Raw genomic sequence first — 20,500 nt, 5'->3', positions numbered from 1 at the left:
GTCCACAGGCTTTCTTTGTCCGACAGGAGAAGCCAATGACGCGATTGCTACCTCAGCGTAGCCAGAAGGTGCTCGGCAGCCTTAACATCCGCAGTGTCCAGGCCCTCAACGAAATGCTCCACGACTGGCTGCAAGAGCTCGCGAGCGCTATCCGCCTCCCTTTGCCGGGCCATCAGCGTCGCCATGTCGATTGCGGTTCGCAACTCCCATGCCCGTGCGCGCTGACTTCGGCTCAACTCCAGTGCCTGCATGAGGTAGGCGGCAGCTTCATCACGGTTGCGCTCCGACTGGAGAAGGAGGCTTCCTTTCATTCGCAGCAACTCCGGGAGGTACAATTGATCGCCGTTCTTTTCGACCTGACCACGCGCCTCGTCGATCAACGCAATGGCTTCATCAACCTGACCGATCGCGGACAGTCCCCCAACCAGCGAGAGGTTGAGCGGCGTCGTGAGCAATTCATAAGGCGCCGCGTGGAGCTTCTGAAGAGATGTCCGCAGGCCCTCGACGCCGCTTTTTGCATCGCCGTGACGGATCGCAACTTCGCTTTTGAAGCCCCGACCGACCAGCAGGTAAGGAGTCATGGAATGGGATTCCGCGCGGGCGATGAGCATATCTATGTACGCCTCGGCGCTCTTCAGGTCGCCGGTCCAAAGGAAGACCGATATCGCCCAGATCAGCGCGATCGCCAATGTTAGAGAATGATCCATGGCGGCAGCCTCTTCAACGGCCTGTCGGGCGTGTGCCATGGCTTGATCCGGATGGCCTTGTAGCCAAAGGTTCCTCGCCAGGATGGCCCTGGCCAGGATTTTGCCTTCGAAGCCCAGATAGATCGTCGTGGTCCGCTGGGAGCGCGGCCCACGGTCGAGCGCCGCCTCCAGCTCTGCGCGAGCCTCCGCGAGATCGCCTCGCAGGTGTAGCGAGATGCCCAGGATCGAGTGTGCCAGCGCGCTGGCGACCGAGTCGTCCAAGGTCGCGGCTGTGGCTGAACAACGCCTTGCAAACTCAAGGGCGGTTGCGAAATTGCCCGTCCGCAGATGGAACATGTTGAGCGGACCCAACAGACGCACCCGGTCCAGCGGATCGCCGCGCTCCTCGGCGATCGCCAGGCTCCTCTCCAGAGCTACGCGCGCCCTGTCGCGTCCTCCCCGCATGAACATGAAGGACACGCCGAGGGCTGCCTGAAGATGCATCTCGTCAAGTCCGCCACGGGCGGCATCGTCGAAAGCGAGTATTGCTCTTTCAGACCAGCGATGACACTCCGGCAACAAGGACATTGCCAGGAAAACCGGCGCGACAGCGGTGGCGAGTCCGACGCCGATGTCGGCGTTTCCGCTGTCGCCGAAGCACCATTCCAAGGCAGCCCGGACATTGTTGATGGCGGCGAAGTGAGGCGCCCGCTCCTCACCGGTCGCCAGGCTTGGCCACTCGATCCCGGTCTGCTCCAGCCATCTCCGATAGTAGGCGGCGTGGCGCACTGCCAGATCGGCAGCCTCGGCGTCATCTGTCCGGATGTCGAGAACGTAGGCGCGCGTCGTATCGAGGAGCCTGTAGCGCATCATTGCTCCGACCGGGCGCGTCGCCACGATCGATTTGGCGACAAGACTGTCCATGGCGCCAAGGACGGTCGATCGGTCGAGGGTCGCGCTCGTCACGACCTCCAGGGCGGCATCGAGCGTGAAATGACCGACGAACACAGCGAGCCTGCGAAGCACCACGCGCTCAAGGTCGGTCAGGAGCCCAAAGCTCCAATCTAGTGTCGCCTGCAAGGTCTGCTGACGCGGCGGCGCTGTCCGTGAACCGAGCCACAGCAGTGTCAGGCGTTGATCGAGAAGCGCGGCTGTCTGCTGCAGCCCATAGGATTCGACGCGTCTGGCCGCCAGTTCGATCGAGAGCGCCACCCCGTCAAGCTTTCGGCAGATGCTTGCGATGACCAAGGCCTCGGCGTCGCCGACGTCCAAACGAGCGCCACCTGCCACCGCCCGCTCGACGAACAGCTGAGTGGCCGGGAATGTCTGGACGATGGCCGCCGTTAACCCCGGTTCGTCGGGCGGAAACGCAAGCGCATCCAACCGGTAGATATGTTCGCCCTGGACCCGAAGCGCCTCGCGGCTCGTCGCCAGGATGTAGATCTGTGACGCCGCATCGACGATGCTCGAGGCCAGAGGCGCCACCGCATCCACGAGATGCTCACAGGTATCGAGGATCAAGAGAATCCGCTTGTTGCGCAAGTAAGCGATCAGGTTGGGCGTCGCATCTTCTGTTTGAACCGTCAGCCCAAGCATCGAGGCGACGGCTGTCGTCACCAGACCGGGATCGCCGATCATTCCCAGATCGACGAACAAGACCGCCCCTGAAAATGCTTCGATCAGGTGATGCCCCACTGCGATCGCGACGGTGGTTTTGCCTACGCCACCGGCGCCAACGATGGTGACGAACCGCGAAGCATTCAGCTGCACCGACAGCTTAAGAACATCCTCGTCCCGCCCGACCACCCTGCTCAAGCGGTTTGGAAGATTCGCGTGCGGAAACCCAGCGGCAATGAATGGGACTTCGTCGCGTGAGCTGTTTAATCGCGAGACCGGCGCAACGAAGCAATAGCCCCGCCCCGGAAGCGTCGTGATGTACCGCGCGCCACCCTTTCCATCGCCCAGCGCCTTGCGCAGTCCGGTCATGTGGAACCGCAGGCTGCCTTCCTCGACGACGACATCCGGCCAAACCCGCGACATCAGTTCCTTCTTGCTGACGACTTCATTCGGCGCAGCGGTCAGGACCACGAGAATGTCGAGGGCGCGCGAACCCAGTTCTACGGGAGCGCCTTCTCTCGTCAGGAGCCTTTCACCCGCAGCCAAATGGAAAGGGCCAAACGACAATCTGTCTTTGGCTTGTATTCCCGTTGTCGTCATGGCGTCTTCTTTTGGAGCCGCCTGCACCCGCGCCGCAGTTTAAGTCAAGGAGCGCCCCTGCACCATAGGGAGTCTCAGAGTCCAGGCGCCTCCTATCTGCTCAAAAAAGCGGCAGGCCGGCAGCGGCTAACACAAGCTCACGACGCATAACGGGCTAATCCCGCCTCCTGGGCGTAGTTCAAGTTACCTTGGATCGCAAACCCATCAACCCAGGAGAGACCCATGGACACGACCAGAACCTCAGAAGCAATCGACCAGGATCGCCGGCGACTTTTGGGCACTGCGGCGGCCGGCATCGCCGCCGCCGGCGCGGCGAGCCTGCTCCCGTCGCAATTGGCCGCCGCATCCACGAGCGATGCCATCCGCCCTTTCACTGTCAGTTTTCCGCAGGAGGAGATCAATGAGCTTCGCCGGCGCATCGCCGCCACGCGCTGGCCCGAGCGCGAACTCGTCTCCGACGAGGCGTCCCGGCGGATCTGGTCGACCCCAGCAACTGTAGGGCCAACGCAGGGCGTGCAACTCGCCACAATGCAGAAGCTCATGCAGTACTGGGGAACGGAATACGATTGGAGCAAGTGCGAGACGCAGTTGAAGGCGCTGCCGAATTTCGTCACTGAGATCGATGGGCTCGACATCCACTTCATCCATGTGAAGTCAAAGCATCAGGGCGCCCTGCCTGTCATCATCACGCACGGCTGGCCCGGTTCGGTCATCGAACTGTTGAAGATCATCGACCCGTTCACCAATCCCACCGCACACGGAGGCACGGAGGCGGAGGCGTTCGACGTGGTGATCCCGTCGATGCCGGGTTACGGCTTTTCCGGCAAACCCACCGAAACCGGTTGGGATCCGGGGCGCATCGCGCGGGCGTGGATCGTGCTGATGAAACGCCTCGGCTACGACCGCTACGTCGCGCAGGGCGGCGATTGGGGAGCACTCATCACGGAACAGATGGCCCTGATCGCACCTCCTGAGCTGGTCGCCATCCACACGAACATGCCTGGGACCATTCCGCCGGAGATCGTGAAGGCGCTGGCCTCCGGCGGTCCGCCCCCCGCTGATCTTGGCCCCGACGAGAAGCGTGCCTACGAGCAGGTAGCGTTCTTCTACAAAAACGGCCTGGGCTACGCCAACGAGATGGCTCTTCGTCCGCAAACGCTCTACGGGATCGTCGATTCACCGGCCGGCCTGGCGGCGTGGATCCTCGATCACGATGCGGACAGTTATGCGCTGATCGCCCGCTCCTTCGATGGAGAGCCGGAGGGCCTTACCCGCGACGACATCCTCGACAACATCACGTTCTACTGGCTGACGAACACGGCGATCTCGTCGGCACGTCTCTATTGGGAACATACGCAAACGGCGAAGGCCGGCTTCTTCGACGCCAAGGGCATCACCATACCCGTCGGTGCGACTGCGAACCCCAGCGAAATCTACACCGCACCGAAGAGTTGGACCGAACGCGCGTTCCCGAAGCTCCTGCACTATGGCCGCACGGACAAGGGCTGCCATTTCGCCGCCTGGGAGCAGCCGAAGAGTTTCACCGAAGAGGTGCGCGCAACATTCAAGACGTTGCAGACATGACGTGTTGCCGGGGGGATGGCGCACCGGACGCGCGTCATCTTCCGCCCAGCGATAGCTGCGTAGCGAACCTCCGAAGGGAGCGACTGCAATGAACCCCCTCATCAAGACGCTCGCCGCATTCGCGGCTTGCACCGTGCTCGCCACGGGCGCTTTTGCCCAGAGCACCGTCGTTCCCATCGACAACGAGCCCGCACCCAAGCTGATCGTGGAGCCGCCGCTTCCGGGTCCGCTGGCCGGCGGCGTCGTGTTCATCCCGTACCGGGTGGAGAACTTGCGCATCCTGCCTGTGGGCGGGGCGGCCGCGCGCAACGTATCTCCGCGGGTCGGGCATCTGCATGTCACCATCGACGACCTGCCTTGGGCGTGGGCGGACTACGGTCAGAGCAACACCATCATCCTGGTCGGCATGCCAAGCGGCCAGCACAAGGTGCTGATCGAGGTGGTGGATCCCGAAGGCAAAGTCTTCACCAAACAAACGGTGACGTTCCATACTCCGGACAAGAAGGTGCAGCTATGAGGCTCGACCAACTGGCGGCCGTGCTGGCATTCGGGCTTTGCATCCTTTCCGCGCCCGCCACCGCCAACCCGGTTGAGGATCGCTCGATCCGGCCCTTCAAAGTCTATGTGCCGCAAGCGCCGCTCGATGATCTTCGCAGTCGCATTGCGCAGACACGGTGGCCCGACCGGGAGACGGTCGATGACCAGTCGCAGGGCATACAGCTCGCGAAGATCAGGCCGCTCGTCGAGTATTGGGGCACGGCCTACGACTGGCGGACAGCAGAAGCGAGGCTGAATTCCCTGCCTCAGTTCATGACCACGATCGACGGCGTGGACATTTACTTCATCCACGTTCGCTCGAAACATCCCCATGCCCTGCCGCTGATCATGACGCATGGCTGGCCTGGCTCGGTGCTGGAACTGCTCAAAACGGTCGGCCCGCTCACCGATCCCACGGCGCATGGCGGCAGCCCTGAGGACGCATTCGACCTCGTACTGCCTTCGTTGCCGGGTTTCGGCTTCTCCGGCAAACCCACAGATACCGGCTGGGATACAGACCGCATTGCACGAGCCTGGGCAGAGCTGATGAAGCGCCTTGGCTACACAGAGTATGTCGCCCAGGGCGGCGACTGGGGCTCTCCCGTTTCGAATGCGATGGGACGTCTGGCCCCGGCAGGCCTGCTCGGCATTCATGTCAACCTGCCGGCTGTCGTACCCCCAGAGATTGCCGCGGTGCTCGCCGCCGGCGGACCGGCGCCGGCGAGGCTCATGGACAAGGAGCGCGCGGCGTTCGATGCGCTCAGCATGGCGGCCAAGATGGGGAACAGATCCTACGCCACGATGATGGGCACCCGGCCCCAGACGATCGGTTACGCCATCAATGACTCCCCCGCAGGGCTGGCCGCTTGGATGCTCGGGCATCCGGGCTTTTCGGGCTGGACCTACGACAAAAGCGACCCTGAAAAGTCGCTGGACGAGGTGCTGGACGACATAACTCTGTACTGGCTGACGAACACCGCCACCTCGTCGGGGCGCATTTACTGGGAGTACGGCGGCGGGCGCAGTCCCGTTTTTGCCGACCCGGAGAAGACCAACGAAATCTCGGTGCCGGTCGCCATCACGGTCTTTCCAGGGGAAGGCTATCAGGCCCCCGAGACGTGGGCCCGGCGCGCCTATCCCAACCTGATCTACTTCCATCAGGTCGACAAAGGCGGCCACTTCGCCGCGTGGGAGCAGCCGGAACTCTTCTCCGCCGAGTTGCGCGCTGCCTTCAGGCCGCTGCGGCAAACCAAATAACGACCTCACTAGAAAGGAACGACAAATGTCTCAAACCATGAAAACGCCCCGTGACGAAATGCGCGAAACTGCGACGGGGACCCTCAAAAAGCAGGCGCTCGACATGAAGCTCGAGGTCGTGGTCATCCCCGTCTCGGACGTTGATCGCGCCAAGAGCTTTTATAGCGGCCTGGGTTGGCGGCTCGACGGCGATTTCGTCGTCGGCGATACGTTCCGGGGTGTGCAGTTCACACCTCCGGGCTCGCCTGCCTCGATCCACTTCGGCAAGGGGATCACGAAGTCGGCGCCCGGCTCGGCAAGCGGACTTTATCTTGTCGTGTCGGACATCGAGGCGGCGCGCGCCGAGCTCATTGGCCACGGCGTCGAGGTCAACGAAGCGTTTCACCGCACAGGTCCCGGCAAGCCGACGGTCAAGGGGCGCGATCCCGAGCGGCGCAGCTACTCCTCGTTCGCGACGTTCAAGGACCCGGACGGCAACGAATGGCTGCTGCAGGAAATTACCACCCGCTTTCCCGGTCGCATCGACTCCGGCACCACGACCTACGCTTCCGGAGCGGATATTGCTGCCGCGCTGCGACGCGCGTCGGAGGCCCACGGCGAGCATGAGAAGCGCAACGGCGGCCAGCGCGATGAGAACTGGCCGGACTGGTACGCGGAATACATGGTGGCTGAGCAGGCAGGCAAAGAGCTTCCGCTTTGAAGGATTCAGCGCGCAGCGCGCCGCCGAACCGTCTGCGCGGCGATATCGATCGAAACTGAAAAAGGCGTCGTCGATGAACGCAACCAAACTGCTCGTCGCCGTGGCGCTCGCAATGGCAATCGGGGCTCCGATTACCAGTTTTCTGGGAGACACGAATGTGGCTCAGCCGATAGTCTCCACACCGATGAGGGTTCCGTTTCTTCACGGACTTTCCTCCGACCAGTTTGAGGGGCAATCCGAGCTTGCTTCGCTTGGCGTGGCGAACGAGTGGATAAATTCGCCGCCGCTGACGGCGTCGGCTTTGCATGGCAAGGTCGTCCTCATCGATTTCTGGACCTACACCTGCATCAACTGGCTACGCACGCTTCCCTACGTTCAGACCTGGGACGAGAAATACCGGAAGCATGGTTTGGTGGTGATCGGAATCCACGCGCCGGAGTTCGCGTTCGAAAAAGACCTGAACAACGTGCACAGGGCGGTGAAAGACCTGGGGATCGATTACCCGATCGCCGTCGACAACGACCATCTCATATGGCGGGCTTTCAACAACCAGTACTGGCCGGCACTCTATTTCGTCGATTCGCGGGGACGCGTCCGGTATCACCACTTTGGCGAGGGCTCATACCAACAGTCGGAAATGGTCATCCAGGAATTGCTGACTGAGGCTGGCGCCGGCGGATTCGACCGTGAGCCTGTGTCGGTGGATGCCCGCGGCATCGAAGCCGCGGCCGATTGGGAGACCCTCAAGTCTCCGGAAAATTATATCGGCTACGAACGCACCCAGAATTTTGCCTCCGGCGGTGAAGCGGTCTTGGACGCGCCGCACATCTACGACGTGCCGGCGCGATTACACCTGAATGAGTGGGGGCTGTCTGGCAGGTGGACGGTAAGGAAAGAAACCGCCGTACTGAACAAGTCCGATGGCGGCATCGCGTACCGTTTTCACGCGCGCGACCTTCATCTGGTCATGGGTCCGGCAGCGCCGGGAACGTCTGTGAGATTTCGCGTGCTGATCGACGGACAGCCGCCAGGCACGGCTCACGGCATCGACGCCAATGAAAAGGGCGAAGGCGCAGTGACAGAGCAGCGCCTATACCAACTGATCCGACAATCGAAACCCATCGTCGATCGGCAGTTCCAGATCGAGTTTCTCGACTCGGGCGTGGAGGTTTTTGCATTCACGTTCGGCTGATCGCACGCGCAAGGATAGAGGTTCCCAAATGCATTCGCTCAATATCCCAGATGAGATCGACCAAGATCGCCGTCGGTTCCTTGGCGCCGCCGCGATAGCCGTCGCCGCCACTCAGTTCGGCCTGATCGGCCCGGCGCAAGCGCAGCAGACGACTGGAGAGCCTGCGGCGTCCTTTGGGCCCTTGAAGCGGATCGAGGCCGGCGTGCTGAGCGTCGGCTATGCGGAACTTGGACCGACCGACGGCCCGCCCGTCATCCTGCTGCATGGCTGGCCGTATGACATCCACACCTATGCCGATGTCGCCCCTCTGCTGGCAGCGAAAGGCCACCGCGTGATTGTTCCCTACCTGCGCGGATACGGCACGACCCGGTTCCTGTCGGATGACACGATGCGCAACGGTCAGCAGTCTGCGATTGCCGCGGACATTGTCGCCCTGATAAACGCACTGGGCATCGAAAAGGCGACGATTGGCGGCTGCGACTGGGGCGCCCGCACCGCGAACATCATTGCCGCACTATGGCCTGAACGCTGCAAGGCGATGGTCTCGGTGAGCGGCTACCTCATCGGCAACCAGCAAGCCGGCAAGCTGCCGCTGCCACCCAAGGCCGAGCTGCAATGGTGGTATCAATATTACTTCGCCACCGATCGCGGCCGCGCCGGCTACGAGAAATACACACGGGATTTCGCCAGGCTGATCTGGCAACTCGCGTCGCCGCAGTGGAATTTCGACGATGCCACATTCGAGCGCAGCGCCGCTGCCTTCGACAATCCCGATCACGTGGCCATTGTGGTTCACAATTATCGCTGGCGGCTCGGACTCGCCGCCGGCGAGCAGCAATACGACACGTTCGAGGAGCGACTCGCGCAGGCACCGGTCATCGGCGTGCCGACGATCACCCTCGAAGGCGACGCCAATGGCGCGCCGCATCCGGACGCCAGCGTGTATGCCGCCATGTTCCGGGCCAGATACGCGCATCGGGTCGTCACCGGCGGCATCGGGCACAACCTGCCCCAGGAAGCGCCGCAGGCCTTTGCCGATGCCGTTGTCGAAGTCGACGCCTGATCGAGTTCGCGGCAACCGCCCAAGCGGCGGTTACCGCTACCAGCAAAAGAATGCCCATGAGCCACATTCCAAGGGTTGTCTATACGGCAAGGACCGCAACCACGGGCAGCCGCGAAAATGGCGCCTCGCGCAGTTCCGACGGCCTTCTGGACATCTGGCTATCGACGCCTGGATCGGCGCGCATCGGCACCAATCCGGAGCAGTTGCTCGCAGCCGGCTGGTCGGCCAGCTTCGCAAGCGCAATCGCATCTGCGGCCCACGAACGAAAAATGGCGCTGCCTGCAGGGATGAGCATCGAGGCCGAGGTGAATCTGAACTACGGGGAAAACGGCCACTTTCTTAGCGTCCAACTGGATATTGCCGTGCCGAGTCTGGAGCGCGATGTGGTGCAAATTCTGGTGGATGAAGCGCGCGAGATTTGTCCTTACTCCAAAGCGACACGGGGCAACATCGATGTCATAATGAGGGTCGTCTGATTTGACCTACATCGCTCTTCGGCGTTGAAGCTTTTGGCACCTCGCTCCCAGTCTGTTCGGGGTCAGATCATGGTCATGCCCACATCGACGTGAATGTCCGCTTTCGATATCCGCGGACTCGAAGCTGCCCTTCCGCTCTCGGCCCATTTGAACATTCATGACAGTCGCACCGTCCATCTCCTGCCAACTGACGGCAAAGATACCGTTGCCGAGCGGCACGACCTGAATATCGACGGTCTCGGTCCGGGCGAACGATCCTTCCTTGATCTCAGTTGCGTGCCTGAGAGAAGCGTCAAACTCACTTTGAAGTTCGGATAGGTGACGTCCATCTCCTGTCCGATAGGGAAATTCTCCATCGACATCTTCAAAGTCCTTTCTCCGAGGCGGTAAATGGCCAGGCCAAGCCGGCTGTGGCCGCATCTGGCGGTCGGTGAGAGTGGTGCTTGGGTAAGGCCGCCGTCCAACATGGACGGCGGCCTTGCTGGAAAGGGATGACGCCGGACGAGGAGCGATCCGTCGCTCGAAATCCCGGTCATCCTCGGCAGAGATCAGCTAGCGGCGTTCGGCACCGACGTGTTGAGAAGCTGCTGCTCCCAAAGATATGCGATGCCGCTGCCGCCGAAGTGCTGGATGAGAATCTCGGTCAACTCCTCGACATGCTCGGTGCGCGCCCAATCGCGTTGCCATTCGCCAGCGAGCGCCATCACGGTCATTACGTTCGCGCCGGCCGCGATCATTCGCTGGATGGCAACTTCGTGAGACTCCTTCGAAATCCCGCCCGACGCGTCGGTGATCACGGTCACGTCCCAGCCTTCGCCGGCGGCCTGAATCACTGGCATTGCGACGCAGACCTCGGTCCACAGGCCGGCGATGATCAACTGCTTGCGGCCGGTCGCCTTGACGACGTTCACCACATTCTCGTCCTGCCAGGTGTTCACCCAGGTGCGATCGATGACTTCCTGGCCTGGAAATACGTCGGTGATCTGCTTGAAGAGAAGTCCACCGCGCGCCGCGATCACGCTGGTGAGAATGGTCGGAACATTGAAAGCTTTTGCCAGCTTCGCCAGCGCGGCCGTGTTGTTGACCACCATGTGGGGATCGTGGCTGTTCAGGCTTGCGAGCTGATAAGGCTGGTGGTCGATCAGAACGAGGACCGAGTCTTCAGGACGAAGAAGCGAATCGAGGCCATTACGAAGGATCATCAAGACTTCCTTTCTCTGCTGCCATAGACGGCAATTGGTTCGACGGGAGACATGCGCCAGCAGGCGACGTTGCCTGGATGTAATTTGCTGTTCCCTTTGACGATGCGGTAGTGCCATAGTCAGGCAATCTGTGTCGCGAAATTAGGAACACCGAGTTGGACATCGAAGATCTGCAGACATTCGTCGCAGTAGCGGATGCAGGGGGCGTATCGGCCGCCGCGCGCCGGCTTGGCGTCTCCAAGTCAATTGTCAGTCGACGGCTCTTTCGGGTTGAAGCGGAGCTTGGCGTCCAGCTTCTTGCGCGAACGACCCGCGGCGCCGCGCTCACGGAAGCGGGAATCACGTTCAGGGACCATGCGGCCCGGGCCAGCGCCGAGATCGACACCGCCAGGGAAACGATCCTCCCGACCGGCGACCTTCGCGGCCGCCTGAGGGTTGCCATGCCGCTTACTTTCGGCCCAACCCACTTCGCCCCGGTGATCGCGGAAATGGCGCGTCTGCACCCGAAGCTTCAAATCCATACCTCCTACAGCGATCGCTTCGTCGATCTCATTGCGGAGGGTTTCGATTGCGCGATCCGGGGCGCCTACCTTCAGGACTCCAACTTGATCGCGAAGCGCGTTGGGCCGATCCATGGAAAGCTTGTCGCAAGCCCGGATTACATCAAAGCGCATGGGTCACCTCAGACGCTGGACGAACTCGTCACCCATCAGGCCCTCATGCAGGGAACGGAAGCCTGGCAGTTCATGGATGGCGGCAGGATCGTCACGGTTCAGCCGCAGGGCAGGTTCAAGGCCGACAGCGCCACGGCGCTTGCCGCTGCTGCGGCGGCAGGCCTCGGTATCGCCTGGCTCCCCGATTGCATCACATATGGATATGTGGCCTCCGGTGCATTGGTTCCGATCATGACACGCTATCCGGTGCCTCCGGGGGCCGCGTATGTCGTCCGCCCGCCGGGTCAGCATCCCGCGCGGAAAGTGCGGGTTCTCACCGAAATGCTGATCGAGTATTTCGCACGGAATCCGGACATTTGGGGTCTCGACCCCTAATACGCGAACCGTTCAAGGCCCTGGGCGGGCGCGGTGTCACCCATCCGGAGCGCACGTCAGCGGCCGCCCGAGGCGGTGCGAACAGCCTGTTCGGGATCCAGACATGGCTGGCTTTACCCGAGCCCCAACGGGCTCGTGGCTTCCTAGGCTCCAGGACGAAGCGGCCATCGCTCCTGAGGATGATTGCCATGGCTGCCTCGTGAGCCATCGGGCGGCGTTCCTCCCCCCGCAACACAGTTTGGCACTTCTCGACACTAATCGGGACCGATGTCGAACACCAAATCCCGGATCAGGCCGTCGAGCGGGTGTCGCATCCTACGCGAACCAAATTGGATGCCTGAACAAAGTTGGTAGAAAAGGACGGACACATGATCGATCTGAGTGGGAAGCGTGCATTGGTGACTGGAGGATCGCGGGGCATCGGGGCCGCGATCGCGTTAGCACTGGCGGAGAACGGCGCCGACGTTGCATTTACTTATAGGCGCTCCGCCGAGAAGTCTGATGCGGTGGTCAGGTCCATCGAAAGCATGGGGCGTCGCGCAGTCGCCATCCAAGCCGACAGCGCCGCCCCGGAGGCCATCACGCGCTCAGTGAGCCAAGCCGTCTCGGCGCTCGGTGGACTCGATATCCTCGTCAACAGCGCGGCTATCGGCCACACCGGAACGATCGCCGAGATCGACGTGAACGACTATCAGGCCGTGATGGACGTCAACGTGCGAGCGCCAGTGCTGTTTGCGACGGCAGTTATTCCGCATCTCCCCGAAGGGGGACGCATCATCACGATCGGTTCGGCCCTCGGAGAGCGGGTCCCGTTCCCAGGCATAACAGTTTACGCGATGTCCAAAGCGGCACTTACCTCCTTTACCCGCGGTCTTTCGCGTGAACTCGGCCCGAACGGCATCACCGTGAATCTTGTGCAGCCCGGGGCGACCAATACGGATGCAAATCCGGCGGATGGGGAAGCTGCCGATTTCCAGCGAAGCCTGACGTCACTGGGACGCTACGCCGAGCCGCGCGAAATCGCGAACGCTGTGGTCTTTCTGGCAAGTCCCGCCGCGAGCGTGATCACGGGCGCCATCCTGACCGCCGACGGTGGCGCAACCGCCTGAGCAGACTTGATGCTCGCAAGCAGGCCAATTGCGTGCTCGGCAATGCATCGAGCGCCACACACAGCCTTTCGCGCCAAGCCCCGCCCTTGACAGGGTCGGGCTGATGAATAAGCGCACCCGATTTACGCGGAGGAAAGGACGACATGAAGGAGGCTGCCCTGTGGACTCCGCGTTGAGACTCAGGAGTTCAAGCTAACCGCTCAACCACACCAGCTAGCGCTGAACCACACCAGCTAGAAGGAGAAATTCCCGTGAAGGTTCGCAAGTTCAACATTACCGACGCAGTGCTGGCGTTCCCCGGGGCAGGGCGGAGAGGTATTTGTGGGCAATCTGGTCGACCAGCGCCATGCCTCCCCGATCACCAGAGGGTATGGGCGCTATGGGCCGAACCAGACACTGGAGGAGACGATGGCCGTCGATGATGTGATGGTCGTCCTCGAGGGGCGGCTGTCGGTGTCCGGAAAGTCAGGCAGCGTCACCGCAGGGCCGGGCGAAATCGTCCATATGCCCAAAGGCCAGAAGGTCACGATCCGCTCGCACGAGCAAGGCGCGGTCACCGCCTATGTCACCTATCCCCACTGGCAGGAGGCGAGGGGGTAAGTAAGTCCTCCGGGGTGACGCGCAGTTCGACGTCCAGGCGGATCGTGCTCATCCGAGTAGGCGTTGAGGTCTCGCCTGCGCAGATCTGGCGCGAGGCCTCTCCGCTTTGTTCCAGCGACGGCTCGCGCGCATCTGAGCTCACTATGAAGCCTGGACCAAACCTGCACGACGGGCTGCTTTCAAAAATGCCCTTCTTGCTTGTTGTGGGGCCCGCCATCCGTCCAGGGAGTCGCGGCAAGTGCGGCAGGCTGCTCGATAGCTTGGTCCTCTCGTCCATTCTGGCCAATGGTCTTGAAGGCACTCAAGTGCTTCCCAACTGCTGGCAACCACCCGCTCCCTTGAGGGTCTCACGCGCAGTCTCACTGGTTCGGGAAATCGAATATCCCTCATGGTTTCCTCCGTTCCGACAGATCGATTACATCGATTTGTTGAAATGGCCTTCCGCAGCTAATCCGAAGGTGCCGACTGCCTTGGCCGCGACGATGTCGCCTGCGGCCTGTACAAGCAAATCCATGCGGCGGGCGAAGGCAACAAAAGTGCTGCGAGCGGTTTCGGCATCCACCTCGCCGGCAAGGGCTGCCCGACAGGCATTGAGCGCGACGCCATGAGCAGGGTTTCGCTTCGATGGCGGCCATTCATCCAGCAGGACGAAGGCGTCTTTTACGCTTTGAATGTCGGTTGGAAACCCAAGACCCACGAGCACCCTCACGGGATGCTGAAATTGACTGTGTTCCATGTTTTCCTCCGTTCACGTGGTTAGCTCAATCGATCGGAAGCCTTTCCCACGGCGCGTGCGCGATAGGTTGCGTGCGTCGCGCCTTAGCCTGCCGAACTCCCGTTTCCAGGTGGGCCTTTGCCGTCGGTAAGATTCCGCGCGGCCAGAAACATCACCGTGTATGCGGCTTTGCGCCGATCCCAACCCGCGGCCTCCGCTCTGTCGAGCAACTCGACCAATATCGGGTCAAGCGCAACCTTCAGGTCTGCTTCGTAGTTCAGATCGGTGGCCGCCCGCGACGGCGGGGGGATTACGTTCAAGTTCATCACGTTCATGGCTCTACCCATTTGTCAGGGTGTCCGCGCCCACCGGGCGCGGACACAGCCGTTACCATCAGAAGTCCATGCCACCAGCCGGCATTGCCGGAACGGCGGGTTCCTTCTTCGGCTTCTCGGCAACCATCGCTTCCGTCGTCACCAGCAGGCCGGCAACCGATGCCGCATCCTGGAGCGCGGTCCGCACCACCTTTACCGGATCGATGACGCCCTCGTTGTAGAGGTCGCCGAACGCGTTGGTCTGTGCGTTCCAGCCCCAGCCGAATTCCGGCCTCTCGCGTAGCTTGCCGACGATGATCGAGCCTTCCGCGCCGGCGTTCTCGGCGATCTGGCGCACAGGCGCTTCGATCGCGCGGCGCACGATCTCGATACCGTGCTTCTGGTCTTCATTCTCGGCCTGCACGCCGTCCAGTGCCTTGGCCGCACGCAGAAGCGCCACGCCGCCACCTGGCAACACGCCTTCCTCGACCGCGGCGCGCGTCGCATGCATGGCATCGTCGACACGGTCCTTGCGCTCCTTGACTTCGACCTCGGTCGAGCCGCCGACGCGGATGACGGCGACACCGCCGGCGAGCTTGGCCAGCCGCTCCTGCAGCTTTTCCTTGTCGTAGTCGGAGGTAGTCTCCTCGATCTGCGCCTTGATCTGACTGACGCGGCCCTGGATCTCGCTCTTCGAGCCGGCGCCGTCGACGATGGTGGTGTTCTCCTTCTCGATCACCACTTTCTTGGCGCGGCCGAGCATGTTGAGCGTGACATTCTCCAGCTTGATACCGAGATCTTCCGAGATCGCGGTGCCGCCGGTGAGGATGGCAATATCCTCCAGCATTGCCTTGCGGCGGTCGCCGAAGCCGGGCGCCTTGACGGCGGCGACCTTAAGGCCACCGCGCAGCTTGTTGACGACCAGCGTCGCCAACGCTTCGCCCTCGACATCCTCGGCGATGATCAGCAGCGGTTTGGACGACTGCACGACAGCTTCCAGCACCGGAAGCAGCGCCTGCAGATTGGACAGCTTCTTCTCGTGGATCAGCACATAGGGCTCTTCGAGCTCGACGCGCATCTTGTCCTGGTTGGTGATGAAGTAGGGACTGAGGTAGCCGCGGTCGAACTGCATGCCCTCGACGACTTCCAGCTCGGTCTCGGCGGTCTTGGCTTCCTCGACGGTGATGACGCCCTCATTGCCGACCTTCTGCATCGCTTCCGCAAGGAAGCGGCCGATCTCGACGTCGCCATTGGCCGAGATGGTGCCAACCTGGGCGATCTCGTCATTTTTGGTCACCTTGCGGGCATTGGTCTTCAGCTCAGCCACGATGGCTTCTACGGCCTTGTCGATGCCGCGCTTCAGGTCCATCGGGTTCATCCCCGAGGCGACCGCCTTGGCGCCTTCGCGGACGATCGCCTGGGCGAGCACCGTAGCGGTGGTAGTGCCGTCACCCGCGATGTCGCTGGTCTTCGAGGCGACTTCGCGCACCATCTGCGCGCCCATGTTCTCGAACTTGTCTTCAAGCTCGATCTCCTTGGCGACGGTGACGCCGTCCTTGGTGATGCGCGGGGCGCCGAACGACTTGTCGATGACGACGTTGCGGCCCTTGGGGCCCAGCGTCACCTTCACCGCGTCGGCGAGTATGTTGACGCCGCGCAGCATGCGCTCGCGGGCGTCGGAATGGAATTTCACTTCCTTGGCAGCCATTGGATCACTCCTTCACTAGGCAGTTCACTGACTGGATTGCGGTTGGACCAGAGCCTCGCTTAGGCGGCTTTCTTGACCGTCGCGGTCTGCTCGATCACGCCCATCACATCGCTTTCCTTCATGATGAGCAGATCTTCGCCGTTGAGCTTGATCTCCGTGCCGGACCACTTGCCGAACAGGATGCGGTCGCCGATCTTGAGGTCGAGCGGCGTGAGCTTGCCACTCTCGTCGCGGGCGCCTGGGCCGACGGCAATCACCTCGCCCTCTTGCGGCTTCTCCTTGGCAGTGTCGGGGATAATGATGCCGCCAGCCGTCTTCTCCTCGGCTTCGATGCGGCGGACCAGGATACGGTCATGCAATGGACGGAACGTCATATCGTTCTCCTTCAGGACAAACAGATTTTTGAGTTCCTCCACACCGGACCGGCAATATCGGGCCAGTGCGGGGCGCCGCGACCCTTTTCAGGCATCGCGCGCATATCGAACTAGTTTTGCATTTTCTGCGTTTCAAGAGGTCGCTGAAAAAAATTTGGCACTCGGCATTCCGGAGTGCTAGCCGCATGAATTCATGCAGCTATTTTTGCGGGGCGCGCGATTTTCAGGTCTTGAAATTCGGCCCGAATTCCACGAAATTTTTTGCGGTTGGAGACCCCGAAAAGGGTCACTGCAACACCAATAATGCCAAGGAGATTGTTAGGAAGCGGAGACTGTCGATGGAACGAACTTTCCCAAAAAACATCCCCTCGATCGCCCCTGAAACCACTGATCCTTCGCTTGACCGCCTGCTGTTTCCGGCGCGGCACTTTAGCCACCCCGATGAGGTGGTGGGCGACCGCACCCTCGACACTCAGGAGAAGCGCGCCATTCTTGCCTCATGGGCTTCTGATGCTTGCGCCGTCGACTCCATGCCTGCGCTGCGAAAGCCACCGGGTGCTGCGAACCCGGTGACATTTGACGCCGTCATGGATGCACTTCGCCGACTGGACGATAGTCGCGCCGAGGTAGGCTGTGACCTCGAGGAACGGCGTGCCCGAGAACGCCCGCAAAGACTTGATGCCTGAACGCGCGCGATAGGAGAGACGCATGGTCAGCAGGGAATTCCGGCTGCAGATGGAGGGCTACGGTCTCACAACTGCGGAAATTCACTACCACCTTCCCGATCATCCGAGCCTTTTGCAGCTCTACGTTTGGCAGGAATACGACCTGGCACCGGAATTCCCGACCCTCAAGGGGTTTCTGGATTACTGGGAGCGCGAACTCGAAGGAGCGCTGCATTCCGTGCGAGTCGCCCATCACCGCCTTATCCGGCCTTCCGAATGGCAGGCCGTAGACGGCATCTTCACAATTCAATAGCCGGGTCCGCTCCCCTTGAACTGGAAAGTGGCGTTTCCAATCTCTTTATGTGTCCAGCGCGGCTTGCCGGATATCGGGTTAGCAGGAGCCGAAGGATCGCATGGAAACGATGCTCTTTGAAAATCCGGTTTCCGCCGTTTGCCGTGGCATTCGCCAAGCTAGCCGACATCGTTTGCCGGGAGCCGCGCACGGGGAGGCAAGATCCAGTTGCGCCACGGTTTGAAGGGAGGTCACTATGGAAAGCGCGACGTTCAAACAACCGGTTTTCGTAAGAGACGAGAGCCATGTTGTCCAAAAGATCGGCTGTGTCATGGATGCGATAGAGTTTCTGGAAGAATGGCCGGTTGAAAGGCGCGGCCTCCTCCACGCTGCGGCGTCGGATGCATGCTACTCCGCGTACGATGGCCGGAAGCCTGTGGAGGCGGCGAACAGGGCCTTTATGACCTGGGCACGCAGGGTCGCCGTCATCGAGGATCTGCCCGCGGCGCCGCAGTGGATGACAGGGCCGAAGATCAGCAAAATAGACCATCTTTAGATAGTCAGGGCTAGTGCTGCGGCGGCAATCTCCGCAGCATCAAAGCGGTGCGTCACCGAGGCGAGGGGAGCGGGAAGCCGAGCCCCTTGTCGTTGTCTGTCATATAGATGCCTCCAGCACGGACAACTTTCCAAGCGGATCGCACGACTAAGCACGTCTGCCTGAATGGCAGGACCTGCCGGCATCTTCACGCTTCGTCCCGGTTCCCTTGCGCTGCCACCCGTGTCCCGGCAATGGTCGTCCCTGGCTCATCAGCGCCTCATCACGGAAGGCCCAGGCCCAGTCTTCTCAATTCCTCGAGCGAGGCACCGGACGCGATGATCTCCGCAATCGTCACGTCGTCCATGAATCCGAGGACCGAGACGTCTTGGCTTGTCATAGTCATCCTTTTCCTCCGTTCGAAATACCTGCGAAGTAGATGGGGCATTCGCTGGAGAGCTTGCCACCCTGCCATCCGAAGGCGGTCGCGAAACTGCTTTAGCGGTCGCTCTTGACACGGCCGAAATCGATTCCCAACTCATCTTTGTCGGTCGCCGCGCAAGGGGCCGATGTGTCAGGGAGCGCCGGAGCTTCTTGGCGTTCCCTCGTATCTATGTTGCTCCAAGGAGGATGTAGCTATGAGAACGAACCTGGACTTTTCCCCCTTCTATCGGTCGAGCATCGGCTTTGACCGCATCTTCAACCTGCTCGAAAACGCCAGCCCCCCGCAGAACGCGGATAGCTGGCCGCCATACGATATCGCCAAGCTCGGCGAAGACACCTATCGCATTGTCCTCGCGGTCGCCGGTTTCGGTGAAGACGAGCTTACGATCACGCATGAGCCAAATATGCTCGTGATCGAGGGCGCCAAGACAGAGAATGACGGGGTTCAGTACCTCCATCATGGCTTGGCGCTGAGGTCGTTCGCGCGCCGCTTCGAGCTCGCCGATCATGTGACCATTGTCGGGGCAAAGCTCGAAAACGGTCTGCTGATCATCGACCTCAAGAAGGAAATTCCCGAGGAGATGAAGCCGCGCCGGATCGCGATTAATGTCGATACCGGCAAGAATGCGGCCTCCAAGGGCATTGAAAGCGCGGCGGCCTGATCTTTGGCGGTCGGCCTGCAGCAGACACCCTGTCGTGGATGGGGTCCGGGTGCGACCCATAAAACGGAAAGGAGAAGGACAAATGAGCGTACGTGACTTGATTCCCTGGAGCCGTGGCGGCAGCCAGGCACCGAGCATTTATCGCAGTGACGACATGGATCCGTTCCTGTCGTTGCACCGCAATGTCAACCGGCTGTTCGACGAGGTGTTCCGCGGTTTTGACACGCCTTCGGTTCTTGGCCGCGTGCCTTCTCTCAATGGCATTTGGCCAAGCGTGGAGTTCTCGGAAACCGATAAGGAAATCCGGGTGACCGCCGAAATCCCGGGCCTCGATGAAAACGACGTCGAGGTCATGCTGGATGATGGTGTTCTGACGCTTCGCGGCGAGAAGAAAGCAGAAACCGAGGACAAGGACCGCCAGTTCAGCGAACGCTATTATGGGCGCTTTGAGCGGCGCTTCAGTCTCGGCCGTGAGGTTGAAGACGACAAGGTGGTGGCCACGTTCAAGAACGGTGTGCTCACGGTGACACTGCCGAAGACCAAAAAGGCGCAGGCAAGCGCCAAACGCATTGCAATCAACGGCAGCAAATGAGGTTCGCGAAGGAAGGCCGGGGCTCGTCGAGTCCTGGCCTCCGCAGACAGCGAGGATGGTCAAATGGCGTTCGACAGCCTCAAACGAAAGAGCCGCATCATGTGATGCTGAAGCAACCCTTGCAATCCCAGGGAGGTAACAAATGACCAGTCTGGCTTTCCGTGCCCCCGTGCAGGTTAAGACCAGTGACGTGATACACGACATCAACTCGGTGCGGGAGGCGCTGGTATTCTTGAATCAATGGCCAAGGGCCCGTCGGGGACCGGTATACAGCTGCGCGGTGAGAAGCTGCAACGCCGCGATTGCTGGTCAGATGACAACCGATCAGGCGCGGCAGGCATTTGTCGGCTTTGCCAGGATAGCTGGGGTGCTGGCCAAATACGATTTTGCGCCAATGGCCGGGGCTGATCAAAAGCTGCGCGTTTCTGAGCGCGGTCCCTGACTTCAGTTCAGGGTTTCTCCTGGGCGCGTATAGGCCGTTTAATTCGACTGGACGAGCTCGGTCGCGGAAGCCAGACGGGAGGACT

23 protein-coding genes and 2 pseudogenes are annotated in these 20,500 nt (G+C 61.3%); 17 read left to right on the top strand and 8 right to left on the bottom strand.

Annotated features, from left to right (window positions below):
• Positions 1 to 47: 47 nt before the first annotated feature.
• Positions 48 to 2,903 (bottom strand): ATP-binding protein, encoded by a 2,856-nt coding sequence (locus tag AC04SG_RS02280; RefSeq protein WP_488549752.1) that lies wholly within the window; start codon positions 2,901 to 2,903, stop codon positions 48 to 50.
• Between the two features lie 222 nt (positions 2,904 to 3,125).
• Here AC04SG_RS02280 and AC04SG_RS02275 point away from each other — a divergent pair, with 222 nt between their 5' ends.
• The 7 genes from AC04SG_RS02275 to AC04SG_RS02245 all read left to right on the top strand — a co-directional run bounded on the left by AC04SG_RS02275 (position 3,126) and on the right by AC04SG_RS02245 (position 9,712).
• Positions 3,126 to 4,487, top strand: coding sequence for an epoxide hydrolase family protein (locus tag AC04SG_RS02275; RefSeq protein WP_488549751.1), 1,362 nt, complete (start codon positions 3,126 to 3,128; stop codon positions 4,485 to 4,487).
• Positions 4,488 to 4,575: 88 nt separating this feature from the next.
• A complete protein-coding gene (locus tag AC04SG_RS02270) occupies positions 4,576 to 5,004 on the top strand; it encodes a DUF6130 family protein (RefSeq protein ID WP_203277314.1) in 429 nt (142 codons plus the stop codon).
• Positions 5,001 to 6,281: an epoxide hydrolase family protein gene (locus AC04SG_RS02265; protein WP_488549750.1), complete on the top strand. Its 1,281-nt coding sequence runs from the start codon at positions 5,001 to 5,003 to the stop codon at positions 6,279 to 6,281. The genes AC04SG_RS02270 and AC04SG_RS02265 overlap by 4 nt, the downstream gene beginning before the upstream one ends.
• Before the next feature lie 37 nt (positions 6,282 to 6,318).
• Complete coding sequence (locus AC04SG_RS02260; protein ID WP_488549872.1) at positions 6,319 to 6,981, top strand: VOC family protein; 663 nt, start codon at positions 6,319 to 6,321, stop codon at positions 6,979 to 6,981.
• 73 nt (positions 6,982 to 7,054) lie between these two features.
• Positions 7,055 to 8,173 (top strand): redoxin domain-containing protein, encoded by a 1,119-nt coding sequence (locus AC04SG_RS02255; protein ID WP_488549749.1) that lies wholly within the window; start codon positions 7,055 to 7,057, stop codon positions 8,171 to 8,173.
• A 43-nt stretch (positions 8,174 to 8,216) separates the two neighbouring features.
• Complete coding sequence (locus AC04SG_RS02250) at positions 8,217 to 9,236, top strand: alpha/beta fold hydrolase (RefSeq protein ID WP_488549871.1); 1,020 nt, start codon at positions 8,217 to 8,219, stop codon at positions 9,234 to 9,236.
• 56 nt (positions 9,237 to 9,292) lie between these two features.
• Positions 9,293 to 9,712, top strand: coding sequence for an Ohr family peroxiredoxin (locus AC04SG_RS02245; protein ID WP_488549748.1), 420 nt, complete (start codon positions 9,293 to 9,295; stop codon positions 9,710 to 9,712).
• A gap of 6 nt (positions 9,713 to 9,718) precedes the next feature.
• Here the strand turns inward: AC04SG_RS02245 and AC04SG_RS02240 are convergent, their stop codons facing one another.
• Both AC04SG_RS02240 and AC04SG_RS02235 read right to left on the bottom strand, forming a co-directional pair.
• Positions 9,719 to 10,132, bottom strand: coding sequence for a MoaF-related domain-containing protein (locus tag AC04SG_RS02240; RefSeq protein WP_488549747.1), 414 nt, complete (start codon positions 10,130 to 10,132; stop codon positions 9,719 to 9,721).
• A gap of 128 nt (positions 10,133 to 10,260) precedes the next feature.
• Positions 10,261 to 10,914, bottom strand: coding sequence for an isochorismatase family protein (locus AC04SG_RS02235; protein ID WP_488549746.1), 654 nt, complete (start codon positions 10,912 to 10,914; stop codon positions 10,261 to 10,263).
• 155 nt (positions 10,915 to 11,069) lie between these two features.
• Between AC04SG_RS02235 and AC04SG_RS02230 the strand changes: the two genes are divergently transcribed.
• The 4 genes and pseudogenes from AC04SG_RS02230 (at position 11,070) to AC04SG_RS02215 (ending at position 13,672) form a co-directional block, all read left to right on the top strand.
• The gene (locus AC04SG_RS02230) at positions 11,070 to 11,963 is read left to right on the top strand and encodes a LysR family transcriptional regulator (RefSeq protein ID WP_488549745.1); all 894 of its coding nucleotides are present in this window, start codon (positions 11,070 to 11,072) and stop codon (positions 11,961 to 11,963) included.
• 20 nt (positions 11,964 to 11,983) lie between these two features.
• Positions 11,984 to 12,085: pseudogene (locus AC04SG_RS02225) on the top strand (pirin family protein); the annotation flags it as partial.
• A gap of 246 nt (positions 12,086 to 12,331) precedes the next feature.
• Positions 12,332 to 13,072 (top strand): SDR family NAD(P)-dependent oxidoreductase, encoded by a 741-nt coding sequence (locus AC04SG_RS02220; protein WP_203277322.1) that lies wholly within the window; start codon positions 12,332 to 12,334, stop codon positions 13,070 to 13,072.
• A gap of 251 nt (positions 13,073 to 13,323) precedes the next feature.
• Positions 13,324 to 13,672, top strand: a pseudogene (locus AC04SG_RS02215) (ethanolamine utilization protein).
• A 141-nt stretch (positions 13,673 to 13,813) separates the two neighbouring features.
• On the opposite strand, the gene AC04SG_RS02210 reads toward AC04SG_RS02215, so the two are convergent.
• The 5 genes from AC04SG_RS02210 to AC04SG_RS02190 all read right to left on the bottom strand — a co-directional run bounded on the left by AC04SG_RS02210 (position 13,814) and on the right by AC04SG_RS02190 (position 16,783).
• Positions 13,814 to 14,062 (bottom strand): DUF982 domain-containing protein, encoded by a 249-nt coding sequence (locus AC04SG_RS02210; RefSeq protein ID WP_488549744.1) that lies wholly within the window; start codon positions 14,060 to 14,062, stop codon positions 13,814 to 13,816.
• A 25-nt stretch (positions 14,063 to 14,087) separates the two neighbouring features.
• The gene (locus tag AC04SG_RS02205) at positions 14,088 to 14,408 is read right to left on the bottom strand and encodes a DUF982 domain-containing protein (RefSeq protein WP_488549743.1); all 321 of its coding nucleotides are present in this window, start codon (positions 14,406 to 14,408) and stop codon (positions 14,088 to 14,090) included.
• A gap of 83 nt (positions 14,409 to 14,491) precedes the next feature.
• The gene (locus AC04SG_RS02200; RefSeq protein ID WP_112562129.1) at positions 14,492 to 14,722 is read right to left on the bottom strand and encodes a hypothetical protein; all 231 of its coding nucleotides are present in this window, start codon (positions 14,720 to 14,722) and stop codon (positions 14,492 to 14,494) included.
• Positions 14,723 to 14,780: 58 nt separating this feature from the next.
• Positions 14,781 to 16,409 (bottom strand): chaperonin GroEL, encoded by a 1,629-nt coding sequence (gene groL, locus AC04SG_RS02195; RefSeq protein WP_488549742.1) that lies wholly within the window; start codon positions 16,407 to 16,409, stop codon positions 14,781 to 14,783.
• A 59-nt stretch (positions 16,410 to 16,468) separates the two neighbouring features.
• On the bottom strand, positions 16,469 to 16,783 hold the full coding sequence (locus AC04SG_RS02190; protein WP_488549741.1) for a co-chaperone GroES: 315 nt from the start codon (positions 16,781 to 16,783) through the stop codon (positions 16,469 to 16,471).
• A 185-nt stretch (positions 16,784 to 16,968) separates the two neighbouring features.
• Between AC04SG_RS02190 and AC04SG_RS02185 the strand changes: the two genes are divergently transcribed.
• From AC04SG_RS02185 to AC04SG_RS02160, 6 genes are all read left to right on the top strand, one after another.
• Positions 16,969 to 17,469 (top strand): hypothetical protein, encoded by a 501-nt coding sequence (locus tag AC04SG_RS02185; RefSeq protein WP_488549740.1) that lies wholly within the window; start codon positions 16,969 to 16,971, stop codon positions 17,467 to 17,469.
• Between the two features lie 22 nt (positions 17,470 to 17,491).
• The gene (locus AC04SG_RS02180) at positions 17,492 to 17,761 is read left to right on the top strand and encodes an usg protein (protein WP_352561483.1); all 270 of its coding nucleotides are present in this window, start codon (positions 17,492 to 17,494) and stop codon (positions 17,759 to 17,761) included.
• Positions 17,762 to 17,996: 235 nt separating this feature from the next.
• Positions 17,997 to 18,296: a DUF982 domain-containing protein gene (locus tag AC04SG_RS02175; RefSeq protein WP_488549739.1), complete on the top strand. Its 300-nt coding sequence runs from the start codon at positions 17,997 to 17,999 to the stop codon at positions 18,294 to 18,296.
• A 617-nt stretch (positions 18,297 to 18,913) separates the two neighbouring features.
• Entirely contained in the window at positions 18,914 to 19,381 is a 468-nt protein-coding gene (locus AC04SG_RS02170; protein ID WP_352583526.1) for an Hsp20 family protein, read from the top strand.
• A gap of 82 nt (positions 19,382 to 19,463) precedes the next feature.
• Positions 19,464 to 19,973, top strand: coding sequence for an Hsp20/alpha crystallin family protein (locus AC04SG_RS02165; protein ID WP_488549738.1), 510 nt, complete (start codon positions 19,464 to 19,466; stop codon positions 19,971 to 19,973).
• 142 nt (positions 19,974 to 20,115) lie between these two features.
• Complete coding sequence (locus AC04SG_RS02160; RefSeq protein ID WP_203277327.1) at positions 20,116 to 20,415, top strand: DUF982 domain-containing protein; 300 nt, start codon at positions 20,116 to 20,118, stop codon at positions 20,413 to 20,415.
• Positions 20,416 to 20,500: the final 85 nt, after the last annotated feature.

Source organism: Mesorhizobium sp. CNPSo 4684 (genome assembly GCF_057784315.1).
This window is presented reverse-complemented; position numbering and strand designations above follow the sequence as displayed.